The sequence below is a fragment of the Sphingobacterium ginsenosidimutans genome, assembly GCF_039536865.1.
Classification (GTDB): Bacteria; Bacteroidota; Bacteroidia; order Sphingobacteriales; family Sphingobacteriaceae; genus Sphingobacterium; species Sphingobacterium detergens.
Genome location: NZ_BAAAZK010000002.1, coordinates 791,625 through 817,478, shown reverse-complemented (window position 1 = coordinate 817,478; position 25,854 = coordinate 791,625). Strand labels below are relative to the sequence as shown.

16 protein-coding genes and 1 tRNA gene are annotated in these 25,854 nt (G+C 41.6%); 12 read left to right on the top strand and 5 right to left on the bottom strand.

The window, feature by feature from the left end; translation table 11 throughout:
* Positions 1-18: 18 nt before the first annotated feature.
* Together ABFX33_RS03225 and ABFX33_RS03220 are read right to left on the bottom strand one after the other, a co-directional pair.
* Complete coding sequence (locus tag ABFX33_RS03225) at positions 19-2,208, bottom strand: glutamine synthetase III family protein (RefSeq protein WP_120258147.1); 2,190 nt, start codon at positions 2,206-2,208, stop codon at positions 19-21.
* Between the two features lie 171 nt (positions 2,209-2,379).
* The gene (locus tag ABFX33_RS03220) at positions 2,380-5,208 is read right to left on the bottom strand and encodes a S9 family peptidase (protein ID WP_346084258.1); all 2,829 of its coding nucleotides are present in this window, start codon (positions 5,206-5,208) and stop codon (positions 2,380-2,382) included.
* A gap of 93 nt (positions 5,209-5,301) precedes the next feature.
* On the opposite strand from ABFX33_RS03220, the gene ABFX33_RS03215 reads away from it, so the two are divergent.
* Complete coding sequence (locus tag ABFX33_RS03215) at positions 5,302-6,036, top strand: SIMPL domain-containing protein (RefSeq protein ID WP_346084257.1); 735 nt, start codon at positions 5,302-5,304, stop codon at positions 6,034-6,036.
* 114 nt (positions 6,037-6,150) lie between these two features.
* A tRNA-Leu gene (locus ABFX33_RS03210) sits at positions 6,151-6,230 on the top strand.
* A gap of 226 nt (positions 6,231-6,456) precedes the next feature.
* Here the strand turns inward: ABFX33_RS03210 and ABFX33_RS03205 are convergent.
* The gene (locus ABFX33_RS03205; protein ID WP_346084256.1) at positions 6,457-7,320 is read right to left on the bottom strand and encodes a winged helix-turn-helix domain-containing protein; all 864 of its coding nucleotides are present in this window, start codon (positions 7,318-7,320) and stop codon (positions 6,457-6,459) included.
* Between the two features lie 130 nt (positions 7,321-7,450).
* On the opposite strand from ABFX33_RS03205, the gene ABFX33_RS03200 reads away from it, so the two are divergent.
* From ABFX33_RS03200 to ABFX33_RS03155, 10 genes are all read left to right on the top strand, one after another.
* Positions 7,451-7,606 carry a hypothetical protein gene (locus ABFX33_RS03200; RefSeq protein ID WP_257089810.1) on the top strand — a complete coding sequence of 52 codons (156 nt, stop codon included), beginning with the start codon at positions 7,451-7,453 and terminating at the stop codon, positions 7,604-7,606.
* A gap of 104 nt (positions 7,607-7,710) precedes the next feature.
* Complete coding sequence (locus ABFX33_RS03195; RefSeq protein WP_346084255.1) at positions 7,711-8,787, top strand: ligand-binding sensor domain-containing protein; 1,077 nt, start codon at positions 7,711-7,713, stop codon at positions 8,785-8,787.
* A gap of 356 nt (positions 8,788-9,143) precedes the next feature.
* The gene (locus tag ABFX33_RS03190; RefSeq protein WP_346084253.1) at positions 9,144-10,457 is read left to right on the top strand and encodes a PDZ domain-containing protein; all 1,314 of its coding nucleotides are present in this window, start codon (positions 9,144-9,146) and stop codon (positions 10,455-10,457) included.
* A 459-nt stretch (positions 10,458-10,916) separates the two neighbouring features.
* Complete coding sequence (locus ABFX33_RS03185; protein ID WP_346084251.1) at positions 10,917-12,308, top strand: RtcB family protein; 1,392 nt, start codon at positions 10,917-10,919, stop codon at positions 12,306-12,308.
* 6 nt (positions 12,309-12,314) lie between these two features.
* Positions 12,315-12,935: a peptide chain release factor H gene (prfH, locus tag ABFX33_RS03180; protein ID WP_346084249.1), complete on the top strand. Its 621-nt coding sequence runs from the start codon at positions 12,315-12,317 to the stop codon at positions 12,933-12,935.
* 317 nt (positions 12,936-13,252) lie between these two features.
* Positions 13,253-16,483 carry a SusC/RagA family TonB-linked outer membrane protein gene (locus ABFX33_RS03175; RefSeq protein ID WP_346084248.1) on the top strand — a complete coding sequence of 1,077 codons (3,231 nt, stop codon included), beginning with the start codon at positions 13,253-13,255 and terminating at the stop codon, positions 16,481-16,483.
* A 50-nt stretch (positions 16,484-16,533) separates the two neighbouring features.
* Positions 16,534-18,036 carry a SusD/RagB family nutrient-binding outer membrane lipoprotein gene (locus ABFX33_RS03170; RefSeq protein ID WP_346084246.1) on the top strand — a complete coding sequence of 501 codons (1,503 nt, stop codon included), beginning with the start codon at positions 16,534-16,536 and terminating at the stop codon, positions 18,034-18,036.
* 482 nt (positions 18,037-18,518) lie between these two features.
* The gene (gene prpB, locus ABFX33_RS03165) at positions 18,519-19,400 is read left to right on the top strand and encodes a methylisocitrate lyase (RefSeq protein ID WP_346084244.1); all 882 of its coding nucleotides are present in this window, start codon (positions 18,519-18,521) and stop codon (positions 19,398-19,400) included.
* Positions 19,401-19,468: 68 nt separating this feature from the next.
* Entirely contained in the window at positions 19,469-20,620 is a 1,152-nt protein-coding gene (gene prpC, locus ABFX33_RS03160; RefSeq protein ID WP_346084242.1) for a bifunctional 2-methylcitrate synthase/citrate synthase, read from the top strand.
* Between the two features lie 152 nt (positions 20,621-20,772).
* The gene (locus ABFX33_RS03155) at positions 20,773-22,224 is read left to right on the top strand and encodes a bifunctional 2-methylcitrate dehydratase/aconitate hydratase (RefSeq protein WP_120258136.1); all 1,452 of its coding nucleotides are present in this window, start codon (positions 20,773-20,775) and stop codon (positions 22,222-22,224) included.
* Between the two features lie 217 nt (positions 22,225-22,441).
* On the opposite strand, the gene ABFX33_RS03150 is transcribed toward ABFX33_RS03155, so the two are convergent.
* Positions 22,442-24,556: a 3-hydroxyacyl-CoA dehydrogenase NAD-binding domain-containing protein gene (locus tag ABFX33_RS03150; protein ID WP_346084241.1), complete on the bottom strand. Its 2,115-nt coding sequence runs from the start codon at positions 24,554-24,556 to the stop codon at positions 22,442-22,444.
* Between the two features lie 31 nt (positions 24,557-24,587).
* Entirely contained in the window at positions 24,588-25,766 is a 1,179-nt protein-coding gene (locus ABFX33_RS03145) for an acyl-CoA dehydrogenase family protein (protein ID WP_346084240.1), read from the bottom strand.
* Positions 25,767-25,854: the final 88 nt, after the last annotated feature.

Here is a 25,854-nt window from a genome sequence, read left to right as displayed (position 1 = left end):
TTTTATATTTAAACGATATTAGCTTAAGAATAAGATCTCTCTCAATTTTGGAAGAGGCCATTTTTTATCGTCAACGATTTTTTCCAATTTGTTGACATGGTAACGGATCACATCAAAATATGGTTTTACCGATTCATCATAAGCGATTGACCGCTCACGGATATCTTCGATCTGGTTTGCTTTTTTACGCTCTTGACGCATAGCTTCAGCTTGTTCCAAGATTGTGTTTACATGTGTCGAGATACGTTCTACGAAATTCAATTGCGAGCTAAATGCTGCTTGAGCCAAACCTAAGTCTTTCAGGCCTTTCACATTTTCGATCAACTCGTTTTGGTAGATGAAACATGCTGGTGCGATTTGGTTATTAACCATCTCTTCGATCACACGAGCCTCGATTTGAAGTTTCTTGTAGAAGTTTTCTAGCAAGATCTCATGGCGAGCTTCTGATTCACGTCTTGTGTAGATGCCCATTGCTTCAAACAAAGCCAATGACTCTTCTTTTACGTAGACGTCTAATGCCTTAGGAGTAGATTTGATGTTTGAAAGACCGCGTGCTTCCGCTTCTTTTTCCCACTCTTCGCTGTATCCATTTCCTTCAAAACGGATAGCTTTTGAATCTTTGATGTATTTACGGACAACATTTAAGATCGCAAGATCTTTTTTCGTGCCTTTTTTGATCTGTTTGTCTACTTCTATTTTGAACTCGTTTAATTGTGCAGCAACGATAGCATTTAATACCGTCATTGGTAGGGCAGAGTTTGCTGAAGAACCTACAGCGCGGAACTCAAACTTGTTACCCGTAAATGCGAAAGGTGAAGTACGGTTACGGTCCGTGTTATCCAATTTCAATTCTGGAACTTTAGGGATACCGTGCCACAAGTTTGCTTCAGCTTTAACTTTCTTGGCTACACGAGCTGATTCTACTTCTTCCAATAATTCGTCTAATTGAGAACCTAAGAAGATCGAGATGATTGCGGGTGGCGCTTCGTTAGCACCTAAACGGTGGTCGTTGCTCGCACTTGCAATAGATGCACGCATTAAATCTGCATTCTCAAATACCGCTTTGATGGTATTGACAAAGAATGTCAAGAACATCAGGTTATTTTTAGGTGTTTTGCCTGGAGACAATAGATTAACACCAGTATTGGTAATTAAAGACCAGTTGTTGTGTTTTCCAGAACCGTTGACACCAGAATATGGTTTTTCATGTAACAATACTTTGAAGTTATGTCTCAAAGCAACTTGCTCCATCACGTTCATCAACAATTGATTGTGGTCAATTGCCAAGTTGATCTCTTCGTACATTGGCGCACACTCAAACTGCGAGGGTGCCACCTCATTGTGACGCGTTTTTAAAGGAATACCTAATTTTAACGCCTCATTTTCTAAGTCAACCATATACGCTAATACGCGCTCTGGAATCGCACCGAAGTAATGGTCTTCCAATTGTTGTCCTTTTGCAGACATGTGGCCGAATAGCGTACGTCCAGTCAATTGAAGGTCTGGGCGTGCATTGTATAAAGAAAGGTCAACTAAAAAATACTCTTGCTCAATACCAAGAGAAGCGTTTACTTTCGTGATTGATTTATCAAAATATTGTGCAACTTCAGTTGCTGCTTTATCAACAGCATTGATTGCTTTCAACAAAGGTGCTTTATAATCTAATGATTCACCCGTATAGGAAACAAATACAGTAGGGATACAAAGTGTTTTACCTGCACCAGTTTCGTAGATAAATGCTGGCGAAGATGGATCCCATGCCGTATATCCTCTTGCTTCGAATGTGTTACGGATACCACCGTTAGGGAAAGATGAAGCATCTGGCTCTTGTTGAACTAAAGCATCTGCCGTGAATTTTTCGATGGCCTCGCCATTTTCATCAGGCTCGAAAAATGCATCGTGTTTTTCAGCTGTCGAACCTGTCAAAGGTTGAAACCAGTGTGTGTAGTGGGAAACGCCATGATTCAGGGCCCAAGTTTTCATCGCTTGTGAAATGTGCTCAGCTAAATCTCTTGAAATAATCTGTCCCTCTTCGATGGATGCAACTAACTCCTTGTATGAGTTTTTAGGAAGGTAGTCTTTCATTTTGTTTACGGAAAAAACGTTCTTTCCGTAGATGTCAGTTGCTTTTTTAGTTTCAACTTTTTCAAATTGTGCAATCTGGCGTGAGCCCGCTGCCTCTACTGCTTTGAATCTTAGGTTCGACATTTGTATTTTATAATTAAATTACAGTTTTGTTGATTTTGTTTTTCAAAAATATTGTGTTTTTGCGGAAAACTGAAATTTTTTTTGATTTTTTTTACAAAATGTGTCTCTGAAATTGGTTTTTGGTCAAAAAAAATAGGTCGATTTGTATAAATCGACCTATTTCGAGTATTTTTAGTTGTAATCAAGTCCCCAGTCTATTCCTTTTAAGGTGGCCGGTACTCCTTTCTTTAACCAATTTGCCGCAGGAGCTCCTTTTAAGTAGTGATCGAAGAACTGCTGTTCGCGAATCTGTATATCTTTTCTGTTTTGTCGTTGAATCAAATTATGTTCGTCGCCATTATAGTTCAACATCCAGACCGGTTTGTTTAACCGACGCAATGCTGTAAACATTTCGATACCTTGGTACCATGGCACAGCACCATCATTATCGTTGGCCATAATAACAACAGGTGTATTTACCTTGTTCATGTGAAACAGGGGCGAATTCTCCAAATAGAGTTCGGGCGCCTCCCATAAGGTTTTTCCGATACGGCTTTGTGTATGCTCGTACTGGAATTGACGTGACATACCCGACTGCCAACGTATTCCCCCATAAGCGGAAGTCATATTGACTACTGGTGCTCCGGTCCATGCTGCAGCATACATATTGGTGCGTGTGATCAGGTGAGCTACTTGATAGCCGCCCCAGCTTTGTCCCTGAATGCCCATTTTGGTGCTGTCTACCCAGGAGTTTTGTGCTAAATAACGCATTCCCGAATTGATATATTCCTCTGCTGACTTTCCGGGATGTCCGGTTTCATAACTGATATTTGGTGCAAATACCAAATACTCGTTACTTACGAAATAGGGTATATTTAGTCGCGAAGGGGTAGGAGCAGGTGGTTGGTAGGTATAAAGACCATCCGACAGTTTCTCGTAGAAATAAGCAATGATCGGGTATTTTTTTGCAGGGTCAAAATTTTCAGGTTTGTATAGAATACCTTCCGCCTGATGACCTGCTGGTGTGGTCCAGTGCACAAGTTCGGCGGTGCCCCAGTTATAATTTGCTTGTTGTTTGTTAATATCGGAAAGTTGCAGTTCATCTTTGAACTTGGTACTATTGATATAAACGTTGGGCGAATTGCTATAGTCTTCCTTGCTATAAAGGATCGTTTGTTGATCAGCAGAAGCATTTATATTTCTAAATGTTTTTGGTTCAACAAAGAGGCTTTTGGGGTCATTGTGCTGCCCTTTGAATTGATAAAAACCAGATTCTTTGGTTTTATTGTCAAATGATGTCAGGAAGCCTCCTTTTTTGTAGTCCAGGGTCAATGGCTGATCACGGTCTTCATCACGTCGTAAAGGGAGGTAACGGAATGTCGTTTGGGAGGCAGCGCCATAACCGTTGGTGAGAATGGATTTATTGGATCCATCCAGATTAAAATACCAGATATCATAACGTGAGTTGAGGTATACGCCTTTATAGTCAGCGCTCCAGGCCGCCATGCCATAAGCCTGCGCTGCGGTAGGCATATCGTTCTCCTCATCAGCAAAGGATGCCGGAATACCTTCGTTCAATACGACCTTCCTTTTAGAGCTAATCTGATAAGAATTCCAGGTTCCTTTCTCTTCATCGAAATAAACGACATATTTTGCATCTGGACTCAGTGCCACATTTCCCGAGAAGTTGGAAAGAATTAATTCCCGTTGACCAGTTCTTGTTGAGACCAGGTAGATATCTTCTTTTGTGCCACCTTTCCATTGACTTTCGATCCGTTTGCCAAAATCTGTACGGGCCAATATATACTCTGCGTTTCCATCCGCTGTAAGGGTCGTGGAATTGAAGGTCTCATCTGTCAGGGGGATAATCGTACGATTGCTTTTGGGGTAGGTAACCGCTAAGAAATTTTTGGAAAGATCTTTTTTTAGGTTGACCAGCTGCATGGGTTGTAGGTAGTCATCCTGCCAGCCCCACACATCGACTTTGGCATGTTCAAAATCAACTAATGTCGTGTCTTTGACACGTGGGATAGGTGCGATACCAAAGAAAAGCTTTTCACCATTTTTGCTGAACCGGATATTTCCATCTCCGCTGACAGCCCAGTTTTTGGGAATACCCGAGCTATTTTTGGTAGCTAGGTACTGTGCGGTATCGATACCATTGGTATAATAATAGAGGTTATAGTTTTTAACCAATGCTTTTTCCTTGGAGAGATCACCTAAGTAAGCCAGTTGATTGCCCGTTTCATCAAAACTGAAATTTTTGTATTCACCTTTGCCTGTTGATATTTTTTTGAGGTTTTTGGTTGCTATATCATATAAATAGACTCCAGATTCTCTAGAAAGGCTGTCTTTTGCGTCAGTTTTCTTAGAAAAGACAAGTTTTGTTCCATTTTTGTTCCATTCATATTGATCTACTAGCGAGAATTGGACTGAATCTCCAGAATTAAGATCATACAAAGCTAATGTAGCGACGGCTTTCTTCTTTTTGTCGCTGCTATTCTTCTTGTTTTGAGTAGTGTCGGCCGGATTTTTGGATGAGCCTGTTTTTTCGTCTGCTTGTTTATCAAATAGGAAGGAAACAAAATTGTTGTTTTGTTCTGCAACTTTATAGGATTTCACCTGTGCAAATTTAACAAGCGAAGAGCTGGTTAAATTATAGATTGCCAGGGAGTCTTTAGGTAAATCCTCCGTTTTTTTCTTTTTGATTTTTGCCTCACGTGTTACAGCAAAGGGTGCTTTGATTAAGCTGATCAAATGATTTTCTGTATCGGTCAATTTGCCATTATAGCCCCGCGGAATCTGGATCAATTCTTTGTTTTCTTTTGTTTTCAGGAACAGTTGGCTATCTCCTTCTTGTGGAGCAACCTGAAAGAGTACAAATTTACCGGATTTACTGATATAGGGAGATGATATGCTTTGCCAGCTATCATATACCGTATGGTCCACTGGTTTCTTTTGTGCGTGCACAGCTAAGGTCGCGAGAAAACAGAGTGGGATACAGATATTTTTCTTATTCATGTTTAAATTCTTTTGCTGCAATTTATCTATAAAAAATAAAAAATCGTTGATTTTTTGGTATATTCATTGTTACGTAAATATAAAAAACTGATTATGAAATCATCATCTATTATTGTTTCTGTTATCGTGAGTGTTGCCGTGTTGTTTACTGCATGGATCTTGGGCAATGCATATCGGTATAAATATAAATCCACACAAACAATTACCGTCAACGGCAATGCAAAGAAAGATTTTGAATCTGATCTGGTAAAATGGAACGCAACATTCAGTAGGAAGAATTTTGAACTAAGTGCAGCTTCGGCGCAATTGGCAACAGATCGTGATCTCGTACGTGACTTTTTAGTGCAACAGGGGATTAAGGTAGATGAAATTCGTTTTGAGGCCGTGAATATCGCTAAAGATTTTGAATACCATACCGATGGAAAGGGGAACGGTTATAATACATTTTCGGGTTATACCCTGTCACAGACAGTAAGTGTGGAATCTAGGGATCTGAATAAAGTGGACAACGCTTCAAGAGAGATATCAACATTGATCTCGAAAGGAATAGAGCTGAGTTCGAGTACGCCAAATTATTATTACTCAAAACTGGAGGATCTGAAATTAGAACTGATCTCTCAAGCATCGAAAAATGCACACCAACGTGCCGACAATATTGCGAAGGAATCAAATGCGGGATTAGGTAATCTGGTGAAAGCCGATCTGGGAATTTTTCAGATAACTGGCCAAAATGATAACGAAGAGTACTCTTCGGGAGGGGCTTTTAATACAACTTCACGTAAGAAAACAGCGAATATAACCGTTAGAGCGAGTTTTTTGAGTAATTAACGAAAAATTATTTGACTGTATTTCAGTGTACTATTGAATTTAAGTGGAAATTTGTTCAAAAAGTTTTCTCTTTTTCAATAAAAAACCTACTTTTGCATCATCCCAAACGGATATGCCCGGATGGCGGAATTGGTAGACGCGCTGGTCTCAAACACCAGTGGGAAACCGTGCCGGTTCGACTCCGGCTCCGGGTACAAAATCCCTCTTTACGCAAGTAGAGAGGGATTTTTTTTGTATACTTTATCAGGGACATAGGTCGAGCGAGGTAGATCCGGGATCAGATGCAAAAACTGTGGACTAAGCAAATTATGTGTTCGTCCCATTTACAGCAGGGCACAATTTTAGGAAGCCCTTATCTTGATTTTAGGAGCAGGTCATATAATTAAATATAAAACTAAGGGTTTCGGTGTGGGGTTCTCCTTAAGCGCTAATTTCAAGCTTATAGCCTTTACCACGTACAACAACAATATTGATCCTCGGATCAAGCTCCAATTTTTTTCTCAGTTTTGATATAAACATATCCAGACTGCGCCCCACAATAACACCTTCATCTTCCCAGATCTCTTTTTGCAAGCGACTTCTCATGATAGTTTCGTTTGGTGAGGATGCAAAAATGAGTAGCAGACGGGCTTCGGTTCCGGTCAGGTCTATCGTTCTGTCATGGATAATCAGTTGGCGTTCTTTTGCGTTGAACAACACTGATCCCAGGGTGAACAGGGTGGTCGACTGATCTTTAGCTGGGGTTTTTCGCGACTTTACAGATCTCAAAAAAATAAATCCAACAATAGCTAAGATCGGGAGACTACCCAGCAAATAGCTGTTTTTTGTTGTATGAATTCCCGTCGGTTTGAATTTAATATTGATCATGTAACAGGCACTAGGTTGCATTCTCCCTATACATGCGATAATATCATCTTTTCTATTTTTGGATATGGAATAGCTGTAGGCCACATTGGAATTGCCGCATTTTAGAACACGAACAATATAATCGACAGCGAAGGGGTCTTTTGCTAATAGACGTCGTGTTGTATTCACCAAAGAATCCGGCTGAAAACTGAAGTCATGCTCAAACCTGATCTGATATTCGTTTTCCGCAACCTTTTCTATAGGGAGCACCCTTGAGGTGCTGTCACCAGTCTGTAAGAGTAATTCGTGTCCGATTCTGCGAAGCAAAACTTCCCTTTTTGCGAAATCAAAGTCGTCGGTATTGTTGATGCTAAAAGAACCGAAGACGATACAAATAGACAGGAGCAGCAAGGCCCCATATACATATCTACTTCTCATTTTGAACAGTTTTTCCTTATATAACATGCTATTTACGATTTATTTACAAAGTTTACATTTTTATTTACAATCCAAATTCCCCGGACTGAAAAATACCAAAGTAATTTCGCTGTATCAACTTTGATATGGGATGAAAACTAAAAAAACTGTGTTATGGCTTGTGCTGATCTGGCTATTGGGAATACTTGATTTTCACCGATTGACCTGGCCGAAAAACGATACCCGAGCTGTCGTCTGTCAGCCCAATATTGAAAAAAACGAATTGTTTTGGAAAGCACCGACTTAGCTCCGCTGTGGCACGATGACTAATATGCCCATTGAAAGAAATAAATTATAAAAATAAAAGAGCAGATTGATCCAAGGTGGTTCTGCTCATTAGATAAAAAAAATATGAAATACATACTTATATATACGTTACTCTCACTATTTGTCGCTAGTAATTGTAGCGCGCAGCGCAAAAAAACAGCTGAACAACTAGGCAATATGCAGTCTGAAGTAGACCGTATGCCAACTGGAACTAATACCGCTTCTTCGCTGCATGGCCCAAACAGTATCGTACGTACAATCAAACAAGATCGAAAAGGGAATATCTGGATGGCCTCATGGGAGGGTGTTTTTCGATATGATGGAAAATCGTTTACCAATATGACCAATACGGTGAGTTCAGCGCGTTATTTTTCTGTGTTAGAAGATAAAAAGGGAAACTTTTGGTTTACTTCTATCGGTTCGGGTGTCTATTATTACGATGGAAAATCCTTTCGGAATTTTACAAGTAAGGAGGGTCTTTCCAGTGACCGGGTAACGACTATTTATGAAGATAGGTCTGGTCATATATGGTTTGGCTCCGATAATGGGGTAAGCCGCTACGATGGGAAATCTTTTCAAAATTTTAAAATGAATAAAGCGACAGTTCCAGTTACGGCTGATTCTGTTCATATATCGGTTTACCAAGAGCAGTTTCCGGAAAATCATCCCATGCACAATGATGTGAATGCTACCGTTGAAGATAATACAGGAAAACTTTGGTTTGGTACCAGGGGATATGCCTGCATTTATGATGGAAAGACATTTAAGGTTGTAACCCATAAAGACGGAAAACCATTTGCAAATGTCAGGTCAATAATCAAGGATAGAAAAGGTAATATTTGGTTAGGAGGTTATGATGGTCTTTGGCGTTATGATGGTAGCACATTTACCAATTTTACCAGGAATTTTGTTGGATATATCTACGAAGACAAAGAAGGCAATATTTTGACCAGCTCAGAAAGTGCTGATAAGAAAAGCTGGGTGCTTTCCCGTTACGCAGAAAAATCCTTGTCGAATGGGTATCCAACGGTAACTGAAATCGCAAATAAACCAATGATCTTCGGGATTTTAGAAGATGATAAACGCAATATTTGGTTTGGCTCGCCAGATGGTGTTTCTGCTTACAATGGGAAAACCATCACAGACTTTAAAGGGAAATAGGACCTTTTTTCTTTGCTTATCCTTTGTTATTTTATTGCTGTTTCGTGGGTTATTTATTGCCGTTTCTAGGCTAGTTCTTCGAGACTTCTTCGTACTTTCTAGGGACCTTCCTTGGGACTGCTTTGCTGTTTGTTTGCTATTTCTTTGCTGTTTCTTTGGTTTAATGGCAATAAAATAGCCTTCAAACGGCAGAGAAAGGGCTAAGCAAGTGGTATGTTGTCCCAAGCAAAGTGATGAGAGTGTTCGAATAAAATGCTCGTTAAGTTGATGCAAAGATATATACAGTCTTTTTTTGTATAAACCTTTTTTATTATGAAAATTCTTGTTTAAATTGGAAATACCAAATATAAACTTGGATGAAAGCAGTATTTTTATCTTTTGCCCTATTCTGTTCCTTTTTTGCCTTGGGGCAAGACCGCTTTGTCTTGAAAGAAAAAAAGAAGGTTAGATTCCCGTTTCTATTTGTTCATAATCTGGTTATTATTCCTGTTCAGGTAAATGGATATACGATGAACTTCTTATTGGATACAGGGGTCAAGGAGACCATGATATTCGGAGAAACCCTGAAATCGATTGATAGTGCAGTCTTCGTTAATAAGTTTCAGGGTTTGGGTAAGAACGAGGGCCTGGATGGTTATCTTTCTGTCAATAATAAGGTTAGTGTTGCTAATGTCTATGAGGATCTGGATCAGCCCATCTATATTCTTAAAAATGCACATATTGATATTTCTACCCGTATCGGGGTAGAGGTAAATGGCATCATGGGGAGCCGTTTTTTTAGTGATCATGTTGTTGAGATGGATTTTTTGAAACACCGGATTACCCTTTACCAAAAAGGTGAGTATCCCAAAGGACTCCCAAAGATGCAACGTCTCCCGCTCGACATTTTAAATAGCAGACCGTATATCTCCGTTGCTTTTAATCAGGATTCCGCAGACATTGAAGGCCGCGTATTGATTGATATGGGGAATAGTGATGCGTTGATGCTTATTCCGTCTAAATTAAATGATTTTGCAATCAAACCTCCCTTTATTGATGACTACATCGGTCAGGGATTCAATGGCGAAATTTATGGAAAAAGAAATCGGATCAAATCCTTGGAGCTGGGACCATTTAAGATGAATTATCCTTTGGTGGCCTATCCAGAATTGAGTTCTACACAACATGCAACTTTTGTAAATGAACGAATAGGTTCTGTCGGAAACGAACTCCTACGTAGGTTTAAGGTTATTCTCGATTACCCCAATAATGTCGTTTATCTCCAAAAAAACAGAAACTTTGATAAATTCTATTACTTAAACATGAGTGGTCTCGAAATTATACATGATGGGATAAAGTATGAGAAAGAGGAGGTACCTGTCTATTTAAAGAAAGATGGCGGGACAGAGATCCGTATGGACAACAGTGTACAGTATCGCTTTGTACTGAAAAACATGTATAAAATTGCAACTGTTCGGGCAGGTTCACCAGCAGCAATTGCCGGATTAAAACCGGATGATAAGGTGTTGAAAATCAATGGGCGTTCGGCTTCTTCCTATTCTTTGGAAACTATTCATACGCTTTTCAAATCAGAGGAAGGTAAAGAAATTCGATTTAAGATCGAAAGAGACGGACAAATGATGGAATATACTTTCTTTTTAAAGGATCCGCTGCCTTTTAATGCAAATTAAATTTTGTAAAATTTGGAAAAGTGGAAGAAACTTATTTACCTTTGCTGCCGATATTAATTTTTAAACAATTAAAGACGAAGAACTATGTTGGTCTCCAAGATTAAAACAAAAAGCGCTTTTGCAGCAAATGGATTTGCTGAAAGCATTCTTCGTGCTTTTCTTCACATATAACGTACTCGTTACGACATGAAAAAAAGCCCGAAGATCATTCGGGTTTTTTATTGCCTTCTATTTTCTGTTTAGCCAGCTTGTGCAGGTCATATTTTGACCGGTCGATGGTATACCATACTGGCCATTATGTGCATCAATAAGGTTGATGCCTAACTGTTTTGTTCATTATACAGAACGCGAAGCGCTGGCAGCTGGCAAATAGCGATTCAAGAAAAAGAAAACCCGAATATTTAAATGCGCTATCCCTGAGATGGATAGGACTGTATATTAAGTTTTTTTTAAAAGAATATGGGAAGTAAATTATCGGGGAAAGACCTTATTAAAATCGGTTTTCCACAGAATAATATAATGAATTTAGCCTTAGGGCTAATCACACGCTACCGAAGAGGGGAAAAGAAAGAAAACATCCTTTTGGAAGCAAAGAAGGTGCTCGAAGCGCCTGAAAAATTTAGGGAAGATGCTGTTTGGGCCAAGCTCGCTGAAGGTCTGATTCAGCCGGTTGAAGCGCGCAAGCAACAGCTCAATAAGCAAATGGCGCCTTTTACCATCTTTGGTGAAAATGAAATTGATGAGCAGGCCAAAAGGCAGCTGTATGAGGCCTTGAAGCTGCCCATTGCATACAAAGGAGCATTGATGCCAGACGCGCACATGGGTTATGGCTTGCCTATTGGCGGAGTATTGGCAACGGATAATGCCGTGATACCTTATGGTGTAGGTGTGGATATTGGCTGTCGAATGAGTCTGTCTATCTTTGACCTACCCGCGAGTTATTTCAAAGGACGAGAATTCCAGTTGCGCAATATACTGAAGGAGAATACCCAATTCGGTATGTACGATACGCATCGGGAGAAACAAGACCATGCTATTTTTAGCAGATCGGAATTTAAAGATATTCCTTTATTGAGATCACTGTTGGACAAGGCTTACAGGCAACTCGGGACTTCGGGTGGTGGAAATCACTTTGTTGAATTCGGCGTGGTTGAATTGCATCAGGTTCGTTCCGAGTGGGGAATTAGGCCCGGGTCTTATCTAGCAGTACTATCGCACAGCGGATCCCGTGGTTTGGGAGCCAATATCGCTAAACAGTATACAAATTTAGCCGCAAAACAATGCCCTTTGCCACGTCCTGTACAACATTTAGCCTGGTTGGATCTGGATACGCAGGAAGGTCAGGAGTATTGGCTGGCAATGAACCTTGCCGGTGATTATGCCCAGGCCTGCCATGAGGATATCCATAGGCGCTTGGCAAAAGCATTGGGTGAACGGCCTGTGTTGACCATTGAGAATCACCATAATTTTGCATGGCGGGAAATGGTCGATGGAAAGGAATGTATTGTGCATCGTAAAGGAGCAACTCCAGCAGGGCAAGGGGTATTGGGAATTATTCCGGGGTCTATGACCGCACCGGGTTTTATTGTTGAGGGGCGAGGAAATCCTTTGAGTATCCAATCGGCTTCGCATGGTGCTGGACGCGTGATGTCCCGGGCAGCCTGTAAAAGTAGCCTCACCAAAAGTGCCATGCTCAAAGAATTGGAGCAGCATGGTGTGGAGTTAATTGGCGGGGCGCTAGATGAAGCTCCGCATGCCTATAAAGATATCCATCGGGTGATGGGCTTGCAAAATGAGTTGGTTAATGTGCTTGGGACATTCAGTCCGAAGATTGTTCGTATGGATAAATAAGACGGGATGGAAAAGTATATTTTAATTACTTCAGGACGAGGTCCTAAGGAGTGTAATTTAGCTGTTCAACTGGTTTTGGAAAGAATACTGGCAGAGGCGGATCAATATGGGGTGAAGATCGAGACAGTGGAAGTGGAGAAAATGGACGGGCTGCCAAGCTCAATTGTGTTAAAATTGATCGGTAGAGAAATCGGAGTGTTCAGGGACCGTTGGCTAGGTACAATCTGCTGGATTTGTCAAAGCCCTTTTCGACCGAACCATCGACGTAAAAATTGGTTTGTGGAGCTGAAGGACTGGTATCCGGCAAAAAGCGCAGCAAAACTGAACCTGAAAGATGTGCAATTTAAAGCCATGCGTAGCAGTGGTGCTGGGGGACAGCATGTGAATAAAGTGAGCTCGGCTGTTCGCGCGACCCATCTTCCCACAGGATTGATGGTGCAGGTAATGGATACCCGTTCCCAATTGCAAAATAGAGAAATTGCTGTTTTGCGTTTGGAGGAACAGCTGATGGCGCTTGAACGGTTACAAAAGGCCGCAGCGGAAAATCAGCGCTGGAAAGAGCAGATTGCTATTGAAAGAGGCAATTCGAAACGCATTTTCTTTGGATCTAAATTTAAAGAACTGTAATCATTTCTCCATAAACTAGAGATGGTGGCAATCTGAATTTCTTTGTATCGATAAATAATCTGTTTAAGCCCTGATCATCGGTGATCAGGGCTTAATTGTTGGCCTGACTTGGTCATCCCGGCTTGGTAAAGGTTTATAATAAGGAAGAATTTGCGCCTATTGCATTAATCCTATATTTCAATTAACCCTAGTCTGGCGGAAATAATTTAACATTTGATGTTAAGATGTGGGCAATACTGGGTAATATACTCCTGTGTTCTACTTCGATATTTATATAAATTGGTTGTTGTAAAAACATTTTAAAACTAACTAAACTTATGAACAAAAGAAGTATTGCGATACTAGCATCCAATATACTAGTATGTTCTGCGCTCTACGCTCAAACAGCAGTCAAAGGAAAGATAGTGGATCAGGATGGTAAACCCATTCCGGGTGTATCCGTATCTATTAAGGATGGGCCAGGCACACAGACAGGTGCTGATGGCGGTTTTTCGTTGACCTATACAAACGGAACGGTCTTAAATATCAGCGCAATCGGCTATAAGCCCAAACAAGTACAGATCAATAATCAAACTGTTGTCAATGTCACGCTAGAATCCATGATGGAAAATCTGGATGAGGTCGTAGTGACTGCCCTTGGGATTACACGAGAAAAGAAATCGCTGGGTTATGCGATGCAGGAAGTAAAAGCAAAGGAATTGACCGATGCGGGACAGCACAGTCTTACAGGTGCATTGGCGGGCAAAGTGGCCGGTGTTCAGGTAAATCAATTTGGTGGTGCTATAGGTTCTTCAGCACGGATCTCTATCCGTGGTAATACCTCCTTGCAAAAAGATCAACAGCCACTAGTCGTCATTGATGGTATCCCTGTGACAAATAATGCGCAACGTAGCGGTGATAACACTTACTCAGGCGTAGACTACGGTTCTGGACTCAATGATATTAATCCAGATGATATTGAAAGCATCAACGTCTTAAAAGGTGGTGCAGCCGCACTTTACGGTATGCGTGCCGGTACTGGTGTTATTATGATCACCACCAAATCTGGTAAACGGGCCGAAAATGGTGTGCAGATATCGTATGACGGAAATTTTTCTATTGATAGAGCCGCTAATTTGCCAAAATACCAGAATTTATATGGTCAAGGATCTAGAGGTGATGAATATAGCTATAAAACCAATGGTGGTGGTCTTTCGTACCAAGATTATGTTTTAAAAAATTCATTTAGTTATGTTGATGGAACTGGATCTAATGGTGTTAACGATGGAATTGATGAGTCGTGGGGGCCTCGAATGGATATGGGATTATTAATTCCGCAATTCAATAGTCCTGTTGTGAATGGTGTGCGTCAAGCTACACCATGGAATTCCCATAAAAATAATGTCAAAGAATTCTTCCAAACTGGTTTCTCTCAAAACCACAACCTGTCACTGCTTTCTAAGAGTGATCGTTCTTCGACACGGGCCTCAATATCATTTAGGGATCAGAGAGGAACGGTGCCTAATACAGATCAGAAGAAGTATACCGCGCAACTCAATAATGATTATAAGATCAGCGATAAAGTTTCCTATGATATCATGGCTAACTTTACGCGTACAGAAAGTAATAATTTAGTAACCCAAGGTTATGATTCTGCTAACCCAATGAATGGCTTAATCTGGTTTGGTCGACAAGTGGACATGCAGGATCTGAAAAAGAACTGGGATCAGCGTGATGCACAGGGTAATTATACCTACTACAATTGGAATTCAGCTTATCATATGAATCCGTTTTATACAATGCACGAATCTCGGAACGCGCTGAAAATGAATCGTATTTTTGGAAAAACATCATTGTTTTATCAACCCTTTGATTTCCTGAGATTTGAAGGTAGGGTCGGATTGGATTACTATAATACACATATGTTTGAAACTACCTATTATAACTATGATAATAAAGATGGTAAATTCAATGAGATAAAAAATAGTAATTCTGATTTTAATGCAGATTTTATCGCAAATTTCAACAAGCAATTTGGTGATCTTAGTTTATCGGGGATTGTAGGTGCAAATTACCGGGATTATCAGTTTGAAACAAATACCCTCGGTGCTAAAGGGTTAAATGTGTTGGGTGTATATACTATTGCTAATAAGATTGGCGATGCCTACACTGTGATGGATCATGCAAAAGGTCGTTCCAATTCGATATACGCCCAAGCTAATCTAGGCTGGAAAGATCAATTGTATTTGGATTTAACGGCGCGTAATGATTGGTCTTCCACCTTGAGGAAATCTTTCTTTTATCCATCAGCAAGTTTAAGTTGGCTTCCAACGGCGACTTTTGAGGGACTAAAAAGCGACTACCTAAACTTTTGGAAATTACGATTTAATGTGGTAGGAGTCGGTAATGGAACAACTCCTTATTCGAATGGAAATTATTATTATGCACAGACAGATGCTTATAATAATTTGTCGCAAATGTATAAAAGTATGACCTATGCCATTGAAGGCCTGGAGCCGGAGGCAATTACATCCTACGAAATCGGAACGGAGTTGGGTATGTTTAAAGATCGTCTTCACTTGGATCTGACCTATTACCAAAAAATAAATAAGAATCAATTGCTTTCTGTACCAACCTCCAACGTTGTAGGATTTAGCAACATCTTCTTGAATGCTGGAGAAATAAGAAGTAAGGGCGTAGAAATCCAATTGAGAGGTGATATCCTCAGAAATGAAAATGGGCTAAACTGGACAACAACGGTCAATTTCTCAAAGGATAAAAATAAGGTGGTTGAACTCTATCCGCAATTGGATTTGAACGATCTTAGATTAGGCTGGACATGGGGTATTTCCAATATGGCCTCAATAGGTCAACCCTGGGGTACACTAGTCGGGCCAGGTTATGATCGAGTAGAAGATGGACCAATGAAAGGGGCGATAAAAGTAGCTGCTAATGGGTTGATAGATAAGCCTCTTAGTGCTCAAGTACTCGGAAATGTTGTGCCTGATTTTCTAGCTTCCATGCGAAATGATTTCACCATAAAAGATTTCAGATTTGGCTTTATGCTTGATTTCAGAAAAGGAGGTGATATTTGGTCACAAACAATGTCGCACGGATATACAACCGGGATTGCAGAAATTACAGCTGCCGATGGCATTCGTGAACGTGCTATTGTTGCAGGTAAAGATGTGATGAAAAATGAGCGATTCGCTATGAAGGTAGGGGATAATTGGGTTGAAAATACAATTGAAACCAGTGCACAGAGTTGGTATGAATTGGGAGGTGTTGCCGAAATGTATGTTTTTGATGGTTCGTTTTTGAAATTGAGAGAGGCTTATATTTCTTATAATCTACCAAAAGCTCTTTATAGTAGAATAAAAGGAATCAAACGTGCGAATGTCTCTATCACTGGAACCAATTTGGCGCTGCTTTGGGTACATAAATCCAATACTATGCGCTTGGATCCAGAGAGTGGAGGGGTGTCAAGTGATTCGCGTGGCGTAGGCTTTGAGCAGGCTTCTGTCCCTAATTCAAGAAGTATAGGTCTTAAACTTGGTTTTACATTTTAATCCATACAAAAGTTTGAAATTTAAAATCCAACAAAAACAAATTTATGGTTATGAACACTTTTATTAAAAAACTAAAATATACGCCCCTTTTAGCAATGCTTTTGGTCTCAGGATGTACCAAAAATTTTGAGGAAATTAATACGGATCCCGATGCGTTGAAAGATGTCCCACCACAAAATATGCTGGTCAATGTACTACGAAATGCAGGTGAGCAATTTGGTGGGGATGTGGATGGCTATGGCACCTTTGCGGGCTATATTGTCAAAATTCAATATCCAGATAACTTGAGTGGATTGATTCCAACAGATAATACTTACGGAAATCGTTGGGCAGCCTGTTATTACAATATTACGCAAATGAACGATTTGTTGAAAAAAACAGACGATAAGGCTGCAGGTTTTAAAAACATTCGGATTGTCGCACGGATATGGAACAATTATATGTGGTCTTATCTGTTGGATGGCTGGGGTGATATTCCCTATTCGGAGGCTTTTAAAGGAAGACCCGAAGATGGTTCGGTTTTGAAGGCCAAATATGATAAACAGGAAGATGTTTTCCCGGCGGTATTGGCAGATCTTAAAGCATTGGCAGATGAACTTGCTGCCGGGATTGGCACAGACGAACTTGGAGAATATGATATTATATACGGATCAAAAGAGACTGGAGCTGCAGCTCTAAAGGCGCAGATGTTGAACTGGCAAAAGTTCTGTAATTCACTTCGTTTGCGTATGGCTACACGTATTTCTGCGGTTGCTCCAGCTTTGGCAAAAACTACTATTGAGGAAATCGCTGGAAATAAGCTGAAATATCCTGTCATTGAAACAAATGCTGAAAATTGTCGCATGGTTTATCCAGGTACTTTGCCTTATATGGAACCTTGGTATGAATCTGGAATATATGGCAATCGTCTCAATAACTGGGGGATGTTTGATATTTTCATTGATCATTTGAACACAACGAAAGATCCGAGAATAGCGTCGATAGCACGAAAAAATAATGCCGGTAAGTATGTCGGCTTTATAAATGGTTCCGAAAATAATCCAAATCCGTTTACTTCCATTTCCTGGATTGGTGAGCATTATGTCAATGACCCCGCGGGAGCTACACCATTTTATCGAGCCTGTGAAACTTATTACATGTTGGCAGAAGCAGCTTTATCTGGATATAACGTGGGAATATCAGCAAAAGATGCCTACGAAAAAGCGGTGACATTATCTATGCAAGACAATAAAATTGAGACGTCAGCCATTACCACTTATCTTGCCGGAGCAGGTAAATTTAATGGAACCAAGGAACGTGTTTATTGGGATATGTGGGTAGCCTTATTTAAAGAAAACTATGAAGCGTGGAGTTTATATAGACGAACAGGAATTCCAACAACAAACTATCCATCTAAACTTCAGAAAAAACATACTGACCAACCATGGCGTTTACCTTATCCGAATAATGAATATTTATATAATGCGGATAACGTCAAAGCTGCCGCTACAGGGACAGTGGATTACAACTGGGGAAAACGCTTATGGTGGGCAAAAGATAATGGAAAAGAATAGGTGTTGCCGGAAGGAAACAAGAAATGTATTTAAGGGTTATTGAAAAATGTCGTTTTTCTTTTAACCTCAATCGAACTGAAAAGCCCTGATCACACTGATCAGGGCTTTTCTGATTTTTGAAATCCGAAGTCCAATGTAATTTAGCCATAAGCAGCTTGTCGAATGGTCAGTATACTATTGGTTGATCATTAATGTTAGTCTGAATCGCGAATTGCAACCAAATAAATAGATGCTGTTTGAAAATTATATTGCTTGCTTGTTCTGCTAGGTTTTGAAACTGTTTATTTCCATATTTTCTTCTGTTAAACGCTTGAAATGTAGAAAATAATTTGTTGAAATGCCGTGATAATTAGTATCTTTAGGATGAACGATCGAAATATATATTGTTCAAACTAAAATAAACTTAGATACTGTTCATGGCGCCCCTGGAAGGATTTTGTCCTACAGAACCTATGGACTGTGGAATTTCAAATTTCAATGATATGATAGATTCTCCAGGCTTCCTTTTTCGGGAAGCAATTAAGCAAGAAAAGCCCTTACAGGTTGTTGGAGCCATCAATGCAAACCATGCACTTTTGGCCGAACAAGCTGGTTTTAAAGCCATTTACCTCTCTGGTGGCGGTGTTGCTGCGGGATCGCTCGGTATACCTGATTTGGGTATCACAACACTTCAAGATGTATTAATTGACGTGGAGCGCATTACGAATGTCTGCAAGCTTCCTTTGATGGTCGATATTGACACCGGTTTTGGGCCTTCGGCCTTTAATGTTGCACGTACCATAAAAAGCTTGATTAAAGCCGGGGCTGCCGCCGTACATATGGAAGATCAGGTGGGCGCCAAGCGTTGTGGTCACCGCCCAGGGAAAGAGCTGGTTTCAAAAGATGAAATGGTCGATCGCCTGAAAGCTGCTGTGGATGCCCGGACAGATCCTCATTTTGTTATTGGCGCACGTACTGATGCCTTGGCTTCAGAAGGACTTGAACGTGCTTTGGAGCGGGCTGTGGCCTACAAAGAAGCTGGTGCTGATTTTATTTTTGCAGAAGCCGTACACAATCTGGATCAATATATGCAATTCAGCAGAATAACCGGGCTGCCGATACTTGCCAACATTACAGAGTTTGGACAAACACCTTTGTTTAATCTTGATGAACTTCGACATGCGGATGTGTCCATTGTGCTTTACCCCTTATCTGCATTCCGTGCAGCCAATAAGGCTGCAACTGATGTGTATCAGCATATCCGCAAAGATGGTAGTCAGGCGGCTGTTATCGATCGCATGCAGACACGCGATGAGTTGTATCGGAGCATAGATTACTATGCTTACGAAGATCGCCTGGATCAATTGTTCAATACTAAATCATAAGAATCTCAAACCGAATACAGGCGCGTATTTTACGGTTTAACATATACGCCAATAAATAATATATTCCGATGAAAGAGACAAACGATACTGGTTTTAAACCCAAAAAAAGCGTAGCACTTTCTGGTGTTCCTGCCGGAAATACAGCCTTGAGTACTGTTGGAAAAAGTGGTAATGACCTCCATTATCGAGGTTATGATATTTTGGATCTGGCGCATCAGGCCTCCTTTGAGGAAGTCGCCTATCTATTGATTTATGGCAGCCTACCTACACAGGCACAACTAACGTCCTATCAAAGCCAGTTGCTGAGCCAGCGGGGGCTGCCCATCACGGTACAGCAGGTGCTGAAACAGTTGCCATCTACTGCCCATGCAATGGATGTCCTGCGTACTTATGTGTCCTTTTTTGGAAGTGTGAATCCGGAAAAAGAAAATCATGCTTTGGCAGGTGCTAGAGATATCGCCAATCGCCTGATGGCCTCCATGGCCTCGGCTTTACTGTATTGGTATCATTTTAGTCAAAATGGACGCGAAATTCAGGTCGAAACCGATGACAGCACCCTGGGCGGGCATTTTCTGCATCTGTTACACGGCAAAGCACCTTCCGAATCCTGGATTCGGGCGATGCAGATTTCGCTTAATTTATACGCTGAGCATGAGTTTAATGCTTCCACATTCACCGCTAGGGTGATTGCGGGGACGGGATCTGATATGTATTCCTGCATCGCTGGTGCAATCGGTGCGTTACGCGGCCCCAAACATGGTGGCGCCAATGAAGTCGCTTTTGAGATCCAGAGCCGCTACGCAAATGCTGATGAGGCCGAAGCCGATATTCGAAAACGGTTGGAAAATAAAGAAGTGATTATCGGTTTCGGACATCCTGTCTATACTATCTCGGATCCAAGGAATCAGGTGATTAAACAGGTCGCCAAGGAATTATCCGAAGAGGCTGGTGATATGACGCTTTACCTGATTGCCGAACGTTTGGAAAAGGTGATGTGGGAAGAAAAACGGATGTTCCCCAACTTAGATTGGTATTCGGCTGTTTCTTATCACCTGATGGGGATTCCAACCGAAATGTTCACACCGCTGTTTGTGCTTTCGCGTATCACAGGCTGGTCTGCCCATGTCTTTGAACAACGTCAAGATGGAAAAATCATTCGGCCGAGCGCGAATTATATTGGTCCCGATGACCGACCTTTCGTGCCCATATCCGCGAGATAATACAATAAAACGTATAATGTGAAAAATAAAACGGAAAGAAGTCGTTTGCCTCTCGCATTGAAGGAACAGTACTGTGTTTTTTTGATGATTGCTGCAGATGCGTTCGGAAAAAATAAATTGAAAAGAACAACAGTCTTATAAGAAATAAAATAATGAGTTCAACGATATCAAATGAAAGACCACAGCCAGATCAGGTTCTGGTGGCTATTGTGGATTACGTGTTAAATTACAAAATCGAAAGTAAAGTTGCATGGAATACAGCTTTTTACTGTTTTCTGGATACCATCGGCTGTGGGTTGGAAGCGCTGACCTATCCGGCCTGTACCAAATTACTGGGGCCGGTTGTACCCGGTACGATTGTTCCCAATGGTGCAAAAGTACCCGGAACGAATTATCAACTGGATCCTATACAGGCCGCATTTAATATTGGTACCATCGTTCGCTGGTTGGATTTTAACGATACCTGGCTGGCTGCGGAGTGGGGGCATCCATCGGACAATCTTGGGGGTATTCTGGCTACTGCGGACTGGCTGAGCAGAACACAGATTGCGAAAGGGGAGAAATCCCTAAAGGCAAAACAGGTGCTTGAAGCGATGATTATGGCACATGAGGTTCAAGGCGTGTTAGCGCTTGAAAATTCCTTTAATAAAGTGGGATTAGATCACGTAATTTTGGTAAAGGTTGCTTCTACAGCCGTTGTTGGTAAACTTTTGGGCCTTAGTCGGGACGAATTGCTGAATGCGGTTTCATTGGCCTTCGTCGACGGCCAGGCTTTGCGGACGTATCGCCATGCGCCTAATACAGGAAGCCGTAAATCTTGGGCCGCCGGAGATGCTACTTCGCGTGCAGTACGCCTTGCTTTAATTGCACAAACGGGTGAAATGGGGTATCCATCGGTGTTAACAGCACCGGTATGGGGCTTCTATGACGTTTCATTTAAAGGCAACCCATTTAAATTTCAGCGCGATTATGGATCTTATGTGATGGAGAATATTCTATTTAAGATTTCTTTCCCGGCGGAATTTCATGCACAGACCGCAGCCGAAGCAGCAATGCAATTGCACCAGCAGTTAAAAGAGTTTGGGAAAAGCAGTGATGATATTGAGCGTGTTACCATTCGTACACATGAGGCCGCAATCCGAATCATCGACAAGAAGGGACCGTTGCATAATCCGGCCGATCGGGATCACTGTATCCAATATATGGTTGCTGTACCCTTAATCTTTGGGCGTCTGACAGCGGAGGATTATGAAAACCATATTGCACTGGATCCACGTATTGATGCACTGCGGGACAAAATTTTCTGTGTTGAAGATCCACAGTTTACAATTGATTATCATGATCCACAAAAACGGGCGATCTCAAATGCCCTGACGGTGGTATTAAAGGATGGTACAGTATTGCCGGAGCTGGTGGTGGAATATCCGATTGGACATCCGAGACGCCGGCAGGAGGGGATTCCTAAATTGATCGAAAAGTATAAAACGAATCTTGCCCGTGTATTTTCTGAAAAACAGCAAAAACAATTGCTTGAGGTGACTTTGGATTACGATACCTTCATTGACCTGGATGTATCCGAACTGATGGATCTCCTGGCCCGCTAAATAAGAAAGTCATTGATCGGTAGCAGGCAAACTATCGATCAATGACTGTCTTAGAGATCTTATTTAATGGATGAGTTTTAGCTAAATACAAATCACTTATTTGATCTCCGACGTTCGCGCCAAAGTGCTTCCGCTCAATTTAGGATTTCTTTCCTGGTTATTCGAGAACGCTGTCAGATACACATTTGTTTCCTGGCTAACTTATAACTTTTTCAATTTAGGATTTCTTTCCTGGCCAATTTGAATCAAAACCTGTATAAAATTTAAAATTCCTGTCAGCACGTTCTATTAACGAACGAGGGACTTCCCATTGTTCACCCAGGTGTAGAAATGACTGACATTCCTGTACAAAGATAGGAAGGCCTGTAAGGTCGATATGTCCAAATACACCCCCGGTATGTGCTGCATAGCCTACGCCGAGGATGGAGCCGATATCCCCATCAATGGGTTGTTCCAATACACCTTCTTCGAGACAGCGGTAGCTATCAAGGGCCATGACATGAAGGAGCCTCTTTTGTATTATTTCGGAGGAAGGGGATTCTCCTGATGTAGGTAGTGCGGGGTTCTGCCAGACTGTTTTCGTTCGGGAAGCTGTATCATAATCATAGAATCCATGGCCGGATTTTCTACCTTTTCTGCCATTTTTAATCATTTTGCTTAAATGGGCATACGCACGTCGCTGACTGTTATGCAATGCTGGAAACTGATCGTAGACATGCAGCATCAACTCTAATGAAATTTCGTCGAGTACCGCTAATGGACCAACAGCAAATCCGGCCTGTATTGCTTCGTCTTCAATCTGACTTGCCGGAATACCTTCCAGCAACATGGTGATGGCCTCCAGTAAGTAGTTGAAGAAAATACGGGATGTAAAGAACCCGGGGCCATCATGTACGACAATGGGAATTTTACCGAGGCGCAAAGCGGTTGCAATCGCTTTTTGTAATGTTACCTGATCGGTTTGCGTGCCGCAGATAATTTCGACCAATGGCATGCGATCTACAGGGGAGAAGAAATGCATGCCGATAAAACGTTCTGGCAGATCCATTGCAGCAGCCAAAGTTGTAATGGGCAATGACGTTGTATTGGATGCGAAAAAACCATTTTCGGCAAGATAGGGAAGGCTTTGTCGGGTTACTTCGGCTTTTAACTCCAGGTCTTCAAATACCGCTTCAATAATAAGGTCAGCATCGACAAGATCAGCAACTTGGTCACTGGGTTGAATATTGGCTAAAAGCGTCTGTTGTTGTAAGCTACTTATCTGTCCCTGTGCAAGTAATTTATCACAAAGTTTGGCAGAATAAGCTTTTCCCTGCTCCGCCTGAGTCCTGTTCACATCTTTTAAAACAACGGAAATGCCTGCTCTGGCGGCTTCATAGGCGATGCCGGATCCCATCATACCTGCACCCAGAATTCCTATTTTTTTGATTGCATAGGTGCCAAGTGATTTGATGCGGTCAGGATGTTGTGCCTGTAGCATGCCTTCATACAATGTCCTAACCATGTGCAGCGGCTCGGGGGCACTTAATACCTTATGGTATAGCTTTGCCTCGGCCTCCACAGCTTCTGTTAAAGACAGCAATTGATTCGTTTTTAATAATTGTACAACAGCATTGGTGCCCGGTAACAATCCTCTTGTTTTCTTTAAAACAGCAGCGCAAGCTTCTTCAAATTCGGCGGAGACTGCTGTTGGGCCAGGGGTGGAAATACTGGTTTTTGAATTTTCAAGAATCCAGTTCTTTGCCAGCACTAGGCTCTGCTCGCGATCTGTTGTTACCTCATTCACTAAACCCAGTTCAAGAGCTTCTTTGTTTGAGGTGAGTTTCGCTTGGGTCAACAGGTTCAACGCCGCAGTAGAACCTACAAGTTGAGCTAAGGTAATGGTTGTCGCAAAGCCAGTAAATAGGCCGAATTTACTCTCTGGGAAGCCCAGTTTTACCTGTGGACCTGCAATACGGTAGTCTGACCATAGCATCGTTGCTAAACCGATGCCCGTGCAGTTGCTATCCAAGATCGATACAATAGGTTTGCCCAAGGTCTTCCATTGCAATGCCTTCCATGTGGTTTTCTGTATGATCTCGGGATCGAGTTGACCATTGGAAACCTGATCAAATAATCGGATGTAATCGGTCTGCTTGTTATTTAGCGGACAGGTATAGATCAATCCGCGGACTTCTTTTTCATTTAGTACACTAGCCACCAGGTCGACAAACTCTTGTATACGATCACGGACTGTTGACTCCTCGGTTGCTGCATCTGCCAATGGTTTTATGGTGACAATATGTTGATTGTCCTGTTCGATATGAAAAAATGGGTGTACCTGATAATTCATTATGCTGAACTGCTTTTAATATTGAAAATGTTTATGTTAGGCTGGGTTTGTTTGATTGATAGTTGACCTTGTCAATCGTCATCTTGGCAATGATTTCCAGCATAATCTCGGATGTTCCGCCAATGATTGTCCCGACCCGTACATCCCGATATAGGCGGGCGATTTTGTAATCTTCGGTGAATCCATAGCCCCCAAATAACTGAAGACATTGGCTCACGACCTGTACCGCAAGCTCGCTGGCTTGCAGTTTGGCTATGGAACAATCCTGAACAGCATATTCACCTTGATTTTGGAGATCGCAGCACTGATAGACAAAAGCCCTTGTCGTTGCGATATCGGCAGCCATCTGGGCAATGCGGTGACGAATCGTCTGAAACTCCTGGATCTTTTTGCCGAATGCCTCCCGCTGACCAATATATTCCAGGGTGTACTGTAATGCGGAATCCGCTGTAGCCAGACTATGTATGGCGGCAGTCAAACGCTCCAATTGCAATCCGGCCATTAAATAAAGAAAGCCATCACCTTCCTTTCCAATCAGATTGGAAACAGGGACTTTAACCTGATCGAAACCCAATTCAGCAGTATCCGAGGCATGCCAGCCTAATTTGTTGAGTTTATTTGCCGAAACACCTTCAGCATGTCTTTCTATCAGTAACAGGCTGATGCCTTTTGTTCCTTTTTCCGGATCGGTTTTAACAGCAGTAATAAAAAAGTCGCCGTAGTAGCCATTGGTGATAAATGTTTTGGAGCCATTGACAATATAGTGGTCGCCCGATCGGACGGCAGTTGTTTTGATCTGTTTGACATCAGACCCCGCCCCAGGTTCGGTAATAGCAACAGCACTCACCATATCACCGGCGATCACTGGTCTAAGGTAATGTTGCTTGAGTTCTTCAGATGCATATTTCAATAGATAAGGAGCTGACATGTATTGGGTGACCAGAGCAGATATCGTGAATCCTCCCGAAAAACAATAGGATAGTTCCTCGCACAAAATCATCGAATAGTAAAAATCCAGGTCCAGACCACCATATTCTTCCGGGTAGTTGAGTCCCATAAAACCCATGTCACCCATTTTCTTCCAAATGCTTCGATCTATTTCACCCTGTTGTTCCCATTGATCTACATGCGGGATAATTTCTTTGTGAATAAATGCCCGAATGGTTTCGCGAAAAATCTGATGTTCGGCTGTGAGTTTGCGTGCCTGCATAATTGTTTATTTTACTTTTGGTTATTGGTTTCAGTTACATGATTGCGGACTGAAAACGATTTGTCTCTTGCTTTATCTTGGCATAACA

Excerpts from the sequence above, each read along its gene's own strand:
- ABFX33_RS03225 (WP_120258147.1), bottom strand. The coding sequence starts at position 2,208 with ATGTCGAACCTAAGATTCAAAGCAGTAGAGGCAGCGGGCTCACGCCAG.
- ABFX33_RS03220 (WP_346084258.1), bottom strand. The coding sequence starts at position 5,208 with ATGAATAAGAAAAATATCTGTATCCCACTCTGTTTTCTCGCGACCTTA.
- ABFX33_RS03215 (WP_346084257.1), top strand. The coding sequence starts at position 5,302 with ATGAAATCATCATCTATTATTGTTTCTGTTATCGTGAGTGTTGCCGTG.
- ABFX33_RS03205 (WP_346084256.1), bottom strand. The coding sequence starts at position 7,320 with ATGAGAAGTAGATATGTATATGGGGCCTTGCTGCTCCTGTCTATTTGT.
- ABFX33_RS03200 (WP_257089810.1), top strand. The coding sequence starts at position 7,451 with ATGAAAACTAAAAAAACTGTGTTATGGCTTGTGCTGATCTGGCTATTG.
- ABFX33_RS03195 (WP_346084255.1), top strand. The coding sequence starts at position 7,711 with ATGAAATACATACTTATATATACGTTACTCTCACTATTTGTCGCTAGT.
- ABFX33_RS03190 (WP_346084253.1), top strand. The coding sequence starts at position 9,144 with ATGAAAGCAGTATTTTTATCTTTTGCCCTATTCTGTTCCTTTTTTGCC.
- ABFX33_RS03185 (WP_346084251.1), top strand. The coding sequence starts at position 10,917 with ATGGGAAGTAAATTATCGGGGAAAGACCTTATTAAAATCGGTTTTCCA.
- prfH (WP_346084249.1), top strand. The coding sequence starts at position 12,315 with ATGGAAAAGTATATTTTAATTACTTCAGGACGAGGTCCTAAGGAGTGT.
- ABFX33_RS03175 (WP_346084248.1), top strand. The coding sequence starts at position 13,253 with ATGAACAAAAGAAGTATTGCGATACTAGCATCCAATATACTAGTATGT.
- ABFX33_RS03170 (WP_346084246.1), top strand. The coding sequence starts at position 16,534 with ATGAACACTTTTATTAAAAAACTAAAATATACGCCCCTTTTAGCAATG.
- prpB (WP_346084244.1), top strand. The coding sequence starts at position 18,519 with ATGATAGATTCTCCAGGCTTCCTTTTTCGGGAAGCAATTAAGCAAGAA.
- prpC (WP_346084242.1), top strand. The coding sequence starts at position 19,469 with ATGAAAGAGACAAACGATACTGGTTTTAAACCCAAAAAAAGCGTAGCA.
- ABFX33_RS03155 (WP_120258136.1), top strand. The coding sequence starts at position 20,773 with ATGAGTTCAACGATATCAAATGAAAGACCACAGCCAGATCAGGTTCTG.
- ABFX33_RS03150 (WP_346084241.1), bottom strand. The coding sequence starts at position 24,556 with ATGAATTATCAGGTACACCCATTTTTTCATATCGAACAGGACAATCAA.
- ABFX33_RS03145 (WP_346084240.1), bottom strand. The coding sequence starts at position 25,766 with ATGCAGGCACGCAAACTCACAGCCGAACATCAGATTTTTCGCGAAACC.